Source organism: Nocardioides sp., assembly GCA_037045645.1.
Taxonomy (GTDB): Bacteria; Actinomycetota; Actinomycetes; order Propionibacteriales; family Nocardioidaceae; genus Nocardioides.
The window spans coordinates 1-12,701 of record JBAOIH010000010.1 but is presented as its reverse complement, the minus strand read 5'-3'; the positions used below and the strand labels follow the sequence as shown (position 1 = coordinate 12,701).

Genomic DNA, 12,701 nt, shown 5'->3' with positions numbered 1-12,701 from the left:
GATCAGGAGCAAGATGGGTGTCACCAGACCCCGGAGGTGTCCGATGACCGAACGCGAGGAATACGGCGACTACAGCGTCGACGATGACGACCAGCTCCAGCCTGAGGACAGCCTGGATCACCACGGCGTACGTGATGTGCTGGACGAGGGGATCATCCCGCCTGATCGTTGGTCGGTAGCGGAGGGGTACGGCAACACACCCGCCGAGGAACGCGCGGGCGAAACGCTCGACATGCGGCTCAAGCAGGAGGAGCCCGAGTGGGACCCCGACGCCGACGACTGGAGTGAGGACGAACTCGACGACGATCAGGTCGGGGATCAACGCTCGGGTCGGCTGGTCGCCAGCGACGACTCCGATGACAGGTTCGTCAACGACGTGGGCATCGATGGCGCGGGAGCGTCGGCCGAGGAGGCCGCGATGCACGTGATCGAGGACTTCTGACGGGCGTGGTTTCGAGACGGGCTTCGCCCTCCTCAACCACCGGTGCGGCTGGCCTCCTCAACCGCCGGTGCGTGGTTTCGAGACGGGCTGCGCCCTCCTCAACCACCGGTGCGGCTGGCCTCCTCAACCGCCGGTGCGTGGTTTCGAGACGGGCTGCGCCCTCCTCAACCACCGGCGAGGCTGTCCTCCTCAACCACCGGTGGGGCTGAGCCGCTCAACCACCGGTAGGGCAGTAGGTTGCAGGCGATGCGCCCGCCGTACGCCCTCCTCGCCGCGACCACGCTGCTGCTCGCTACCGCGGGCTGCGACGTGCTCAAGAACGAACCCGACCTGCCCTCACCCGAACCGGCCGCGCTCGCGCTGGCGGCCGGGCTGGCGGACGGCGATCTGAGCAGCCTCGAGTGGGACTCGACCGAGGCAGATCCCACCCAGCAGTTGGGCACCACCGTGGAGCACATGGACGGCGTCGCGCGCACCGTGACCGCCGAGGTGGGTACACCGGTCGAAGAGCAGGACAAGGCGACCGCCCCCGTCACGTTGAGGTGGTCGTGGGACTTGGGCAACCGCGAGTGGACGTACGACACCACGACCGACCTGGTGCTCAGAAACCAGACCTGGCAGGCGTCCTGGAGCCGCGAACTCGTTGAGCCGTCGCTCAGCGAGAGCGAAGTCCTCGACCGGCAGACCATCGCCGCCCAGCGCGGCCCGATCACCGGGCAGCGCGATGTGCCCCTGGTGACGCTGCGGCCGGTCGTACGCGTGGGGGTCGATCGCTCGATGGTCCCCTTTGAGTCCGCTGCGGACTCAGCGCGGAAACTGGCCGAATTGGTCGGCATCAAGCCCAGGCCGTACGTCAAGGCGGTGCGGACGGCAGGTGACAAGGCGTTCGTCGAGGCGATCGTCTATCGCGCCGACGATGTTCCCACCCAGGTCAGGGGAGTGGGTGACATTCGCGGAGCCCGCACGATCCGGGCCGACGCAGTGCTCGGCCCCACCGCCGATTTCGCGCGGCCGATTCTCGGGCGCGTCGGGCCGGTGACGGCCGAGATGATCGCCGAGGAGCCGGGGCGTTGGAGCGTCGGGGATGTCGCGGGGATCTCGGGACTCTCGGCGCGCTACGACGAACAGTTGGCCGGCTCCGACGGGGTCACGGTCGACGCGGTCACCACGGACAGCGACCGGCGTGAGGTGTTCCGGGTGGATGCCCAGGATGGGGCGGCTCTCAAGACCTCGCTCGACGAGAACATGCAGTTCGCCGCCGAGAGTGCCCTTGCCGACCTCGAACCCGCCGCCGCGCTGGTCGCGATCCGGCCCTCCGACGGGGCCGTCCTCGCCGCCGCCAGCGGGCCGGGCGCCAACGGCGTGAACATCGCGACGTACGGCCAAGCCGCCCCCGGCTCGACCTTCAAGATCGTGTCGTCCCTGGCGTTGCTGCGAGCCGGGATCACGCCCGACGACAGCCTGGAGTGCTCGCCGACCACCGTCGTCGACGGCAAGACGTTCGGCAACTATTCGGACTATCCGAGCGCTTTCCTGGGGCGGATTCCCCTGCGTACGGCCCTCGCGCAGTCGTGCAACACCGCCTTCCTCAATGCCCGCGGATCGCTGGGCAAGTCCGACCTCGAAGCAGCCGCCGCCTCCCTCGGCTTCGGCATCGACCACGACCTCGGTGCCCCGGCGTACTTCGGCCAGATTCCCACGCCTGAGAGCAAGACCGAGGCGGCTGCCGACCTGATCGGGCAGGGGGCGGTGCTGGCCTCGCCGATGGCAATGGCGACCGTGCTGGCCAGTGTTGTCGCCGGCAAGACCGTGGTGCCCCAGATCGTCACCACCGTGCCGGTGGAGGTGCCCGAGGAGACGACGCCGCTGACATCCAAAGAGGCGGGAACCCTGAGAGAGATGTTGCGCGGCGTCGTCACCGACGGCAGCGGCTCAGGTTTCCTCGATGTCCCCGGGAAACCCGTGATCGCCAAGACCGGCACGGCCGAGTTCGACCGAGAAGGCAAGCGCCTGACCCACGCCTGGATGGTGGCGGCTCAGGGTGATCTCGCGGTTGCCGTGTTCGTCGACGAGGGCGCGTCAGGATCGCGTACGGCCGGACCGGTGCTGGAGGAGTTCCTCCGGTCGAGGTGAGTCGGTCAGCACGGCTTCAGGTGCGAGATCGTGGTCGCGCCGCCCTCGGACACCAAGGACATGGACCACTTCCCGCGCTGGATCCCCCCTGACCTGATGGTCAGCGTTGCGGTGCACCTCACGTCGGTGTCGCCTGTCACGTCGTACTGCAATCCGAACGCCTCTCCCGACGACAGTGCGTCGAGACTCAGCTTCGTCTTCCGGGACGTGTTGCAACCGCCGCTTCCCCCGAAGTGCGCGTCGTGCACCGCATAGGAGTCCGTCGCTGAGCACGACGGCGTCTTGCGGCGTACGCAGTTCCAGATGTTGTACGTGCCGACCTCCGCGCCCGAGGGGGTCAGGCTGCTGAAGTGGGTGTCCACCAAGATCGGCCCGGCCAGGTTGTTGCCGTCGTTGGTGATGAGGATCCCCGGGAAAGCCTCAACGACGCAGTCACCAGCGTCTGTGCGTGAGTACGGCAACTGCGTCGACGTGGCTGCCAGACCAGCGCCGATCCGCGCGGACGGGCGTCGTTTCAGGACGCGAAACACGGCGCATGCCTTCGTGCTGAACGCCGACAGGACTCGGTCACGAGCGGGATCACCCATCGAACCTACTGAGAGAGGCGACCCGCCCGAAGGGGTTCAACGAAGTTTTACCCCCGCTTGGTCGAGTATCTCGTGCCCGCGACCCGCGCAAGCGCTCCCCCGATTAGGGGAGCAGCGTTCGCCTTCCGAGACCCCCCATGTGGTGCCAGTGTTCTCGCGTCCCGCGCGTCAATCGGGACGGAGGATGGAGGACTGCTCGCAATGGCCGGAGCACTGACCACGGGCATGATGTTCGGACCCTTCACGATCACTGAACAGATCGGGCGCGGGGGCATGGGCGTGGTGTACGCCGCCCAGCACCGCGAACTCCAACGCGCAGTGGCTTTGAAGTTGCTGGGAAACGACTTCAACGACTCAGCGGAATACCGACGCAGGTTCTTGCGTGAGGCGGTGGCGCTGGGTCGGATCGACAGCCCGCACATCGTCCAGGTCTATGACGCGGGGGAACTCGACGGGCAGTTGTTCATCGCCACCAAGCTCTATCCGAAGGGCGACCTGCGGCAGTGGCTGACAGCGAACGGCCCACTCGCACCGGAACTCGCCATCGCCTTGATGGACCAGGTCGCCAGTGGGTTGCAAGATGCCCACGATGCCGGCGTCGTCCATCGCGACGTCAAACCGTCGAACATCCTGCTCGACGTCAGCCGTACCGGGGAACTGCGTGGCTATCTGTGTGATCTCGGGATCTCCCGGATCGCCGGCACCGAGCACACTCGCACCGTCGGAGTGATCGGCACGCTCGGCTACATGGCTCCGGAGCGCCATCGCGGCGAGGAGGCTACGGAGGCCGGCGACGTGTACGCGCTGGGGTGCGTGCTCTACGCGATGTTGACGGGCAGCGCCCCGTGGACCGGCACAGATGTCCAAGTCGCGCTGGCGCACATCCAAAACCAAGTGCCCGAGTTCGCTGCCGCCGACGAGCAGACTCAGCGGCTTCGCGGCGTCATCCTCAAGGCCATGGCGAAGGACCCCGCCGATCGCCATCACTCCGCGGAGGCGTTCCGGCAAGACCTCAATGCGGCACTCGGGCAGGCGGAGGTGGTCACCGAACCCCACGAGCCGGTCACCAAGACCTACACCAGCGAGTACGACCTGGATGACTGGTCGGCTGCCTTCCGTGCGATCAAGGTGCCGCGCAGCGCGACACCGGCCGGCAACTCGTGGGGCAGTCGCTGGCCCACGGCGACTGACTATGTCTCGGCTATCCAGGCGTACGACCGCCCGCTCCCGCGTGCGGGCACCTTCGCGTCTGCGGCACCGGCCCTGGACATCATGGGCATGCCCGCGTCCGCGACCGGTCAGAACGCGATCGTTTTCGAACTCGAGCACGACTCGGGGCCGGTCGCGCTGCGCTGCTTCACCCACCTGCCTCCCGATGCGGCCAACCGGTATCGCCAGATCGATGAGTTCCTCTCGACCGCACCGTTGCCTCGCGTGGCACCGGTGCGTTGGGTCGACTACGGGCTCGAAGTCTCGGGGGCCCGCTGGCCCGCGGTCTTGATGCCATGGGCGCCGGGACTTCCCCTCAACGACGCGGTAGGCGACGCCGTCGAGGACCCGGCGCGACTGATGGCGTACGCCGACGAATGGCTCGCCGTGGGAGCGAACCTTGCCGCTGAGGGAGCCGCTCACGGTGATCTCCAGTGCGGCAATGTTCTGGTGGATGAGTCAGGCGTCTTCCGCCTTGTCGATCTCGACGGCTTCTATGCACCTGGTGTGACGACCGCTCCGACCGAGACCGGGCATCCCAACTTCCAGCATCCGAAGCGGTCGAAGGCTGACTGGGGACCCGACGTGGATGCGTTCAGCCTGCTCGTCGGCTATCTGTCCTTGCGCGCGCTCGCCGTCGATCCGGGGCTGTGGCGTTTCCACAATGGCGAGAATCTGATCCTTACGCAGGCCGACTTCGAGCAGCCGGCAAACACGGATGTCTGGCGCGCTCTGGCGCAGAGCCCTGATCAGGACGTACGACGTCTCGCGTCCCAACTCGAGGAGTTCTGCGGCGCCAGCAGGCCACCGACGTTGCCGCAGGTCTTGACCGCGATCCACGGTGAACCCCAGACCAGCACGGTGGTGCTGCCGATCTCGGAGCAGCAAGATCACGCGGCGTTCGGCGCAGTGTCTGCCGGCGAGGCGGCGACCGTGCTCGCGCCGGCGCCAGGCAGCAACGGCTCAGCACACTCTGCGCCGCCGGTGAACCCGGAGGCGGACTGGTGGACAGACGCCACGCCCACCGAAGCCACTGCCGCAACCGCGCTGGCGTACTCGATTCCGACTCCCGCCGCTACCCCGGCCGCTGCCGACCAGTGGTGGGACGACGGCGCGGTCGCCGGTTCACCGGGCGCAAGAGAGACAGGGACTCGGGACTACGGGGATGCTGGTCGGCCGGGCAGTGACCCCGCTCGGTTCGGCGCCGGTCAGAGAGTGGTGTGGAGCGCGCCCGTTGTCGGCGCGACCGCCGGCCTCGTGGCCGGACTGGTCGTGTGTGTGCTCCAGGTGCTGGTGTGGGCGATCCTCGGAGGGTCATCGTCGGCGGGCGGCGTCTTTCTCGTGGTGGTCGGCATGGCCCTGGCTGGGGCGCTTGCCGGTGCTGGCGTCGTGATCCGTGGTGACCTTGCGGCCAGCGTACGTCAGGGCGCCGGCGCAGCCGCGTTGTCGATCCCGGTCTCGTTGCTGTCCGCGCTGGTGTTCTACCTGGTGAGCCGGAGTGGGAGTGATACCGACTTCCAACCCGTGGTGGCACCCGCGATGGCCGTGCTGTCGGCGTGGGTTCTCGAGGCCGTCGGCATTGGCGTGGTCGTGGGCCTGTTGCGTCGCAGTGGTCGCGCTGTCGCAGCCGGCGTGATCGGGGGACTCGTCGGTGGAGCGCTGGGAGGTGCCCTGCACGCGGCTGTCCGGCCCTTCATGATCTATTCCAGGTTGGACCAGCGTTATGGGCTGGACATGACGCCGTCGGCCTTTCTCTCGGTGGCGATTTTCCTGGCGTGCGTCGTCATCGGTCTGGCGATCGGCCTCGCCGACCGGGTGACCCGACGGTTCTGGGTCGACCTGATCGAGGGCCCCGGGGCAGGACACGAGGTGGTGGTGGACCGCGAAGTCATCGACCTCGGCGGCGTTGGTGCCCACCGGGTCCGCGTCGAAGGCACTGGGGACATGCCGTGGGCCTATCTGTCGGCCGGTGCAGCAGGCCTCACCCTGAATCCCCAGCGCCCGATCGAGCTGAACGGCGTGACCCGATCGGTGGGCGAGTCGGTCCAGCTTCACGACGGAGACGTGATCCGAGTCGCCGACACCTACCTGCGCATTCGCACCAAGGCAGGTGTGTGATGGGGGTGCTCGTACGAGTCCTGGGTGCCGCTGTCGGTGCTGCGGTTTCGCTCCTGGTCGGGATCGTCGGCGTTGTAGTCCTCGGCAACAGTCCGACCGTCCCAGCGCCGAGGAAACCGGCGCCGTCCGCTGGTCCGGTGACCGTGACGGTGACCGCAGCAGCGCCGACGGCGACCCCCACCGCCACCCCCTCGTTGTTCTTCGGCCCGTTCCGGTCGACGAGCACCGCGACGGACATGACGACGCCGGACGCGGAGCAAGGCGGCCACGCGCCTGTGCCGAGCAAGGAAGCCGGCCAGGCCACGGTCACGAACACCCACGGCGGCGAACCGGCCGCACCAGGAGCACCCCAATGAGCCACGAGCAGCGCATCGACCGAGCCAATCCCGCACTGATCGTGATCCTCGTCGATCAGTCGGACTCGATGAAGATGGGCATCGCGGGGACCAACGACCCGAAAGCCTCCGTGGTGGCCGAGCAACTCAACAGCCTGCTCTATGAACTGGTGCTGCGGTGTGTGAAGACACCGCGCGAGCCACCCCGGCCGTACTTCTTCGTCGAGGTGGTCGGCTATCAAGGGGGATCCGGAACAGAGGCCCGGGTCGGCACTGCCCTGCGGATTCCGCAGCATCCGACCGGCCCGTACTCCACGACGGTGTTGGCGCAATCCCCGCTGCGCATCGGCAAACAGCGCAATGCCAGCACCGGCGCGATGGTGAATATGCCGGTCTGGATCGAACCCAAGCACGGCGGCGGCACACCGATGTGTGCGGCACTCGACTATGCGGGTCGCGTGTGCCATACCTGGGTCACTCAGCATCCGACCGCGTTCCCCCCGATCGTGATCAACCTCAGCGACGGGCAGCCCACGGACGGCGATCCAGGCGTGTGGGCTGATCGGTTGCGAAGCCTGCGGACGACGGATGGAGAAGTGCTCTTCTTCAACGTCCACATCTCTCAGTTCCAACACCGGCCGGTGGTGTTCCCTTCGACGACGGACGATCTGGAGACCGTGAATGCGCACAGGCTCTTCTCGATGAGTTCGCAGTTGCCCCCCAAGATGGTGGATGCGGCGCGTGCTCATGGCCTTGCGGTGCAGCCAGGATCGCGAGGTTTCGCCTATAACGCGGACCTGAAGTCGCTGGCTCAGTTCCTCAACGTTGGCACCAGCATCGGACGTATCGGATGAACCCGGCCGCAAGTCGTCGCACCAGTGTCGGGTGGGTCGCTTCCCTGACGATCTGGCTGCTCCTGCTGCTCGGTGCCGCCAACCTCAGCGACGCGGTACAGCGCCACCCCTGGGCCTTCCTGGTGCTCTCGATGGTTGGGGCCGGTGCCGGAGCCTTGTTGGCCGGCACGCTGGTGCGGGCGCCCGGCCGCCCCGCGTCGGTCAGGAGTCTCGCTCGTGCAGAGGTGACGCAGAGTGCGCAGGTCCCGATAGCGGCACGGCCACCACGGGTCGATCGGCAGCCGGCCCCGTCGCCGTACGAGCCGCAGCCCGAAGCACGCGGGGCGTGGCGCTTCACCGTGGCCAAGGAAGGCTCGGCGCCTGACGAAAACGACGACGCGGCCGCGATCGACAGGGCGGGGCGTTGGGCGGCGGTCAGCGACGGCGCGTCCAGTTCGTTCCGGGCAGGTGAGTGGTCTCGACACCTGTGCGACAGTTTCGTAGCCGCGCCGCCACCTGCTGACAACACAGCGGTGGAGGCGTGGCTCGGTCGGGTCGTCGCCTCTTTTCCCGAGGCCGAGAACGTGGAGGGCTGGTGGGGTGATTCTGCCAACGGGCTCGAATCCCACGCGACATTCGTGGGTGTCACGCTCATGGAGTCCGAGTCAGGCCCACGTTGGCGTGCGGTGGCGGTGGGCGATTCGATCGTCGTGCACCTGCGGCCCGGGGTCGGCGCCCTCGAACTGTTGACCAGTTTCCCGATCGCCGCCAGCGGAGGCTTCGAGTTCGCCCCCGAACTGCTGCGGAGCGGGGCGCAGGACCCGCCGCCCCTGCGCTCCATCGAGGGGCGCATGCGTTCAGGTGATTGCTGGTTGCTGATGAGTGACGAACTCGGTCACTGGGCACTCGCTGCCCACGAGGCCGGCGCTCCCGTGTGGCAGCTGCTGTTGAGTCGAGACGGGGCGGCGATCACCGAGCGGATCGGCGAAGCTCGTCGCGCCGGCACGATCCAGAATGACGACATGACCCTCGTGGTCTTGTGGGCGCCGACGCCGCCACCTCCAGCAGGTGACGGCGAGACCACGGTGATCAGACCGCTGCCCATCGGCTAGTCGACTCCAGACTCACCCCACCCGCGGCGCGACCCCCTTGGCGAGTTCCTCGGGCATCGGCTCATAGTGCGCGAACGACCGCGTGAACGTCCCCGCGCCGTGCGTGGAGGAACGTAGGTCGATCGCATACCGCACCAGTTCGGTCTGTGGCACTTCTGCCTTGATCTCGGTCAGATCGGTCCCCAGGTTGTCCGTGCCGAGCAGACGCCCTCGGCGCGCCGACAGGTCGCTCATCACGTGACCGACCAGGTCGTCGGGCACCAGCACGGACACGGTGTCGTACGGCTCCAGCAACGTCACCGAGGTGGCCGCCGCGGCCTCGCGCAGCGCCAACGCCCCGGCCGTCTGGAAGGCCATGTCGGAGGAGTCGACCGCATGCGCCTTGCCGTCGGTCAGCGTGACGCGCAGGTCCACCACCGGATACCCGGCCCGGACTCCGCGCGCCATCTGGGCGACGATCCCCTTCTCGACCGACGGGATGTAGTTGCGCGGGACCGCGCCACCGACGACCTTGTCGACGAACTCGAAGCCGGACCCCGCGGGCAACGGCTCCACCGTCACGTCGCACACGGCGAACTGGCCGTGCCCGCCCGACTGCTTGACGTGCCGTCCGTGCCCGGACGCAGGCGACGCGAAGGTCTCGCGCAACGACACCAGATAGGGCTCCTGGTCGACCGACACGCCATAGCGGGTCGACAGGCGTTCCAACGTGACGTCGAGGTGGGATTCGCCCAGCGACCACAGCACGATCTGGTGGGTCTCGGCGTTGTGCTCGATCCGCAGCGACGGGTCTTCGGCCACGACCCGGGACAACGCCGTCGACATCTTGTCCTCGTCCGCCTTCGACCGCGCCACGATCGCCGTCGGCAGCAGCGCCTCGGGCATCGTCCAGGGCTTGAGTACGACCGGCTGCTCCGGCGACGACAACGTGTCGCCGGTCTCTGCCACGGTGAGTCGCGCGATCGAGCAGAGGTCGCCCGCGACCACGGATTCGGCCGGCTCCTGGTGGCGACCGAACGGGTACGACAGCGCGCCGATGCGGGTGTCCTCGTCGTGATCGGCCTGTGCGTGGGTCCCGAAGAAGGACGAGAAGTGTCCGCTGACATGCAGTGTCGAATCCGCGGTCAGCGTGCCCGAGAAGACGCGCACCAAGGAGATCCGGCCGACGTACGGATCGCTGGTCGTCTTGACGACCTCCGCCACCAGTGGCCCGGCCGGATCACATGCCAAGGCCGGACCAGCCGCGCCCGACGGCGTGAAGGCCGCCGGCATCGGATGTGCGGCCGGATGCGGGAACGCGCGTACGACCAGGTCGAGCAACTCGGTCGTGCCCACACCCGTCATCGAGCAGACCGGGATGACCGGGTGGAACGTGGCGCGCGCGACGGCCGTCTCCAGGTCGCTCAGCAGCACCTTCTCGTCGATCTCCTCGCCACCGAGATAGCGATCCATGAGCGTCTCGTCGGCCGACTCCTCGATCACGCCTTCGATGAATTGCCCCCGCAGATCCTCGTCGTCACCAGGAGAGAGCAGATTGGCCAAGGCCGTGACCTCGTCACCGTCGCGTACTGGGACGTGCGATGGCAGCACCTTGTCGCCGAAGGCGTCCTGTGCCTCCAGCAGCACGGTGTCGTAGTCCGCTCGCTGCTGGTCGAGTTTGGTGATCACGACGGCACGCGGCATGGACACGTCGGCGCATTCGCGCCAGATGGCCCGGGTCGCCGCGTCGACCTGCTCGTTTGCGGCGATCACGAACAGGGCGCAGTCCGCGGCCCGCAGCCCGGCGCGAAGTTCACCGACGAAGTCGGCGTAGCCGGGGGTGTCGAGGAAGTTGATCTTGACGCCCTGGTGCACGACCGGCGCGACCGCGACCGACAGCGACCTCTGGTGGGCGTGTTCGGCGTCCTCGAAGTCGCACACGGTCGTGCCGTCAAGCACCGAACCGGCCCGGGGAAGCGCACCCGCGGAGACCAGGAGGGTCTCGATGAGGGTGGTCTTTCCCGAACCGGCCGGTCCGACGAGCACCACGTTGCGGATCTGATCGGGGGAGGAGACCGACAGGTCCTGGCCGGGTTGTCTGCGCTGTGCACTCTTGTCTGCCATGGCTCCCAAACTTCTCCTCGGGAGTGGCGAAAGCAAGAGGTACGCGTGTCTGTTGCGCAACATCGCCGGCAGCCGGAGGGGCAGCGGCAGACGCAGCCGGAGACGGGCGTGGCAGGCCCTCGATGCATGGGGTCAGCAAGGGCCCGCCACTGGCGTCAGGGTTCACCCCCCGACGGGGCAACTGTGGCACCGTTGCGGCTCTGCGTCAGGCGATTGGGACAAGTTTTCCTGTTCGAGAATTCGCGCCGCGGGGATCGGGATGCGCGTGGGTGTCAGGTGGTGACACAGTGGCCCTATGACGCTGGATGTACGACGCGACCTGTTCATCAACGGCCACTGGCGCGAGGCCGAATCAGGTGCCCGGTTCAAGGTCTATGACCCCGCCGATGGCAGCGTGCTCGCGGAGGTCTCCGATGGCGACGAGGGCGACGCCCTCGATGCGCTGGACGCCGCGGTCGCGGTGCAGGACGACTGGCGTCGTACGGCTCCTCGCGAGCGCAGCGAGATCCTGCGCCGGGCCTTCGAGTTGTTGCAGCGCGACGCCGACGACTACGCCGAGCTGATGAGCCTGGAGATGGGCAAGCCGGTCGCCGAGGCGAAGGGCGAGGTCGCGTACGCCGCAGAGTTCTTCCGCTGGTTCGCCGAGGAGGCCGTACGCATCTCCGGCACCTGGATGCACAACCCGGCCGGTGGCACCCGGTTGCTGACGATGAAGAAGCCCGTCGGCCCGTGTCTCTTCCTGCTGCCGTGGAACTTCCCGCTCGCGATGGGCACGCGCAAGATCGGCCCGGCCGTCGCCGCGGGATGCACGATGGTGGTCAAGCCCGCCGAGCTCACCCCCCTGACGACGCTGAAGCTGGCCGAGACGATGACCGAGGCGGGGCTGCCCCCGGGCGTACTCAACGTCGTGACCACTCACAACTCCGGTGCGCTCAGCAAGACGCTGATGGCCGACAGCCGCCTGCGCAAGGTGAGCTTCACCGGCTCCACGCCGGTGGGCAAGCTGCTCGTCGCGCAATCGGCCGGTGAGTTGCAGCGGATGAGCATGGAGCTTGGCGGCAACGCGCCGTTCCTGGTCTTCGAGGATGCCGACGTCGACGCGGCCGTCGAAGGCGCGATGCTGGCCAAGATGCGCAACATGGGCGAGGCGTGTACGGCCGCCAACCGGTTCCTGGCCCACGAGTCGGTGGCGTCCGAGTTCGCCGAGAAGTTGGCGGCCAAGATGGGTGCCCTCAAGGTCGGGCGTGGCCAAGACGAGGGTGTCCAGGTCGGTCCGCTGATCGACTCTCGCGCGGTCGAGTCGGTCTCGCAACTGGTCACCGACGCCATCCATGACGGCGCCCGCGTGGTGACCGGTGGTGGCGTACCCGATGACGAGTCCCTCAAGAACGGCAGTTTCTACGCGCCGACGGTCCTGGTGGGTGTGCCGGCAGAGGCCGAGATCAACAAGGAGGAGATCTTCGGTCCGGTCGCGCCGATCACCACTTTCACCGACGAGGCCGAGGCCGTACGCCGCGCCAACGACACCGAGTACGGCCTGGTCGCCTATGTCTTCACCCGTGACATGACGCGCACGATCCGGCTGTCGGAGGAGTTGCAGTTCGGCATGGTCGGCATCAACACCGGCATCGTCTCCAACGCAGCGGCGCCGTTCGGTGGAGTCAAGCACAGCGGTTTCGGTCGCGAGGGCGGCTTCGAGGGGATCGAGGAATACCTCGACACGACGTACGTCGCGCTGCCGGTGTAGTTCGCTGCCGGTGTAGTTCGCGGGCAGAGGGTCCGCCAGCCGAGCGCGGTGCACGCATAAGGTGAGCCGGTGAGTGACACCC

At 67.7% G+C, this 12,701-nt stretch carries 9 protein-coding genes; 7 read left to right on the top strand and 2 right to left on the bottom strand.

Features of this window, described 5'->3' with window-relative positions:
* Positions 1–43: 43 nt before the first annotated feature.
* Together V9G04_16975 and V9G04_16970 are read left to right on the top strand one after the other, a co-directional pair.
* Complete coding sequence (locus V9G04_16975; GenBank protein ID MEI2714929.1) at positions 44–442, top strand: DUF5709 domain-containing protein; 399 nt, start codon at positions 44–46, stop codon at positions 440–442.
* Positions 443–688: 246 nt separating this feature from the next.
* A complete protein-coding gene (locus tag V9G04_16970) occupies positions 689–2,575 on the top strand; it encodes a penicillin-binding transpeptidase domain-containing protein (protein MEI2714928.1) in 1,887 nt (628 codons plus the stop codon).
* A 5-nt stretch (positions 2,576–2,580) separates the two neighbouring features.
* On the opposite strand, the gene V9G04_16965 is transcribed toward V9G04_16970, so the two are convergent.
* The gene (locus tag V9G04_16965) at positions 2,581–3,105 is read right to left on the bottom strand and encodes a hypothetical protein (protein ID MEI2714927.1); all 525 of its coding nucleotides are present in this window, start codon (positions 3,103–3,105) and stop codon (positions 2,581–2,583) included.
* 258 nt (positions 3,106–3,363) lie between these two features.
* Here V9G04_16965 and V9G04_16960 point away from each other — a divergent pair, with 258 nt between their 5' ends.
* Genes V9G04_16960 through V9G04_16945 form a run of 4 tightly spaced genes read left to right on the top strand, consistent with a single transcriptional unit; the run spans position 3,364 to position 8,769 of the window.
* The gene (locus tag V9G04_16960) at positions 3,364–6,489 is read left to right on the top strand and encodes a serine/threonine-protein kinase (GenBank protein ID MEI2714926.1); all 3,126 of its coding nucleotides are present in this window, start codon (positions 3,364–3,366) and stop codon (positions 6,487–6,489) included.
* Positions 6,486–6,845 carry a hypothetical protein gene (locus V9G04_16955; protein ID MEI2714925.1) on the top strand — a complete coding sequence of 120 codons (360 nt, stop codon included), beginning with the start codon at positions 6,486–6,488 and terminating at the stop codon, positions 6,843–6,845. The genes V9G04_16960 and V9G04_16955 overlap by 4 nt, the downstream gene beginning before the upstream one ends.
* Positions 6,842–7,678: a vWA domain-containing protein gene (locus V9G04_16950; protein MEI2714924.1), complete on the top strand. Its 837-nt coding sequence runs from the start codon at positions 6,842–6,844 to the stop codon at positions 7,676–7,678. The genes V9G04_16955 and V9G04_16950 overlap by 4 nt, the downstream gene beginning before the upstream one ends.
* A complete protein-coding gene (locus V9G04_16945; GenBank protein ID MEI2714923.1) occupies positions 7,675–8,769 on the top strand; it encodes a hypothetical protein in 1,095 nt (364 codons plus the stop codon). Before V9G04_16950 ends, V9G04_16945 begins: the two co-directional genes overlap by 4 nt.
* A gap of 12 nt (positions 8,770–8,781) precedes the next feature.
* Here the strand turns inward: V9G04_16945 and V9G04_16940 are convergent, their stop codons facing one another.
* Positions 8,782–10,872 carry an elongation factor G-like protein EF-G2 gene (locus V9G04_16940; GenBank protein ID MEI2714922.1) on the bottom strand — a complete coding sequence of 697 codons (2,091 nt, stop codon included), beginning with the start codon at positions 10,870–10,872 and terminating at the stop codon, positions 8,782–8,784.
* Positions 10,873–11,167: 295 nt separating this feature from the next.
* On the opposite strand from V9G04_16940, the gene V9G04_16935 reads away from it, so the two are divergent.
* Positions 11,168–12,619: an NAD-dependent succinate-semialdehyde dehydrogenase gene (locus V9G04_16935; GenBank protein ID MEI2714921.1), complete on the top strand. Its 1,452-nt coding sequence runs from the start codon at positions 11,168–11,170 to the stop codon at positions 12,617–12,619.
* Positions 12,620–12,701: the final 82 nt, after the last annotated feature.

Bases quoted from the DNA above. Each gene is read 5' to 3' on its own strand.
- V9G04_16960 (MEI2714926.1), top strand. From the start codon at position 3,364: ATGGCCGGAGCACTGACCACGGGCATGATGTTCGGACCCTTCACGATC.
- V9G04_16945 (MEI2714923.1), top strand. From the start codon at position 7,675: ATGAACCCGGCCGCAAGTCGTCGCACCAGTGTCGGGTGGGTCGCTTCC.
- V9G04_16970 (MEI2714928.1), top strand. From the start codon at position 689: ATGCGCCCGCCGTACGCCCTCCTCGCCGCGACCACGCTGCTGCTCGCT.
- V9G04_16975 (MEI2714929.1), top strand. From the start codon at position 44: ATGACCGAACGCGAGGAATACGGCGACTACAGCGTCGACGATGACGAC.
- V9G04_16935 (MEI2714921.1), top strand. From the start codon at position 11,168: ATGACGCTGGATGTACGACGCGACCTGTTCATCAACGGCCACTGGCGC.
- V9G04_16950 (MEI2714924.1), top strand. From the start codon at position 6,842: ATGAGCCACGAGCAGCGCATCGACCGAGCCAATCCCGCACTGATCGTG.
- V9G04_16940 (MEI2714922.1), bottom strand. From the start codon at position 10,872: ATGGCAGACAAGAGTGCACAGCGCAGACAACCCGGCCAGGACCTGTCG.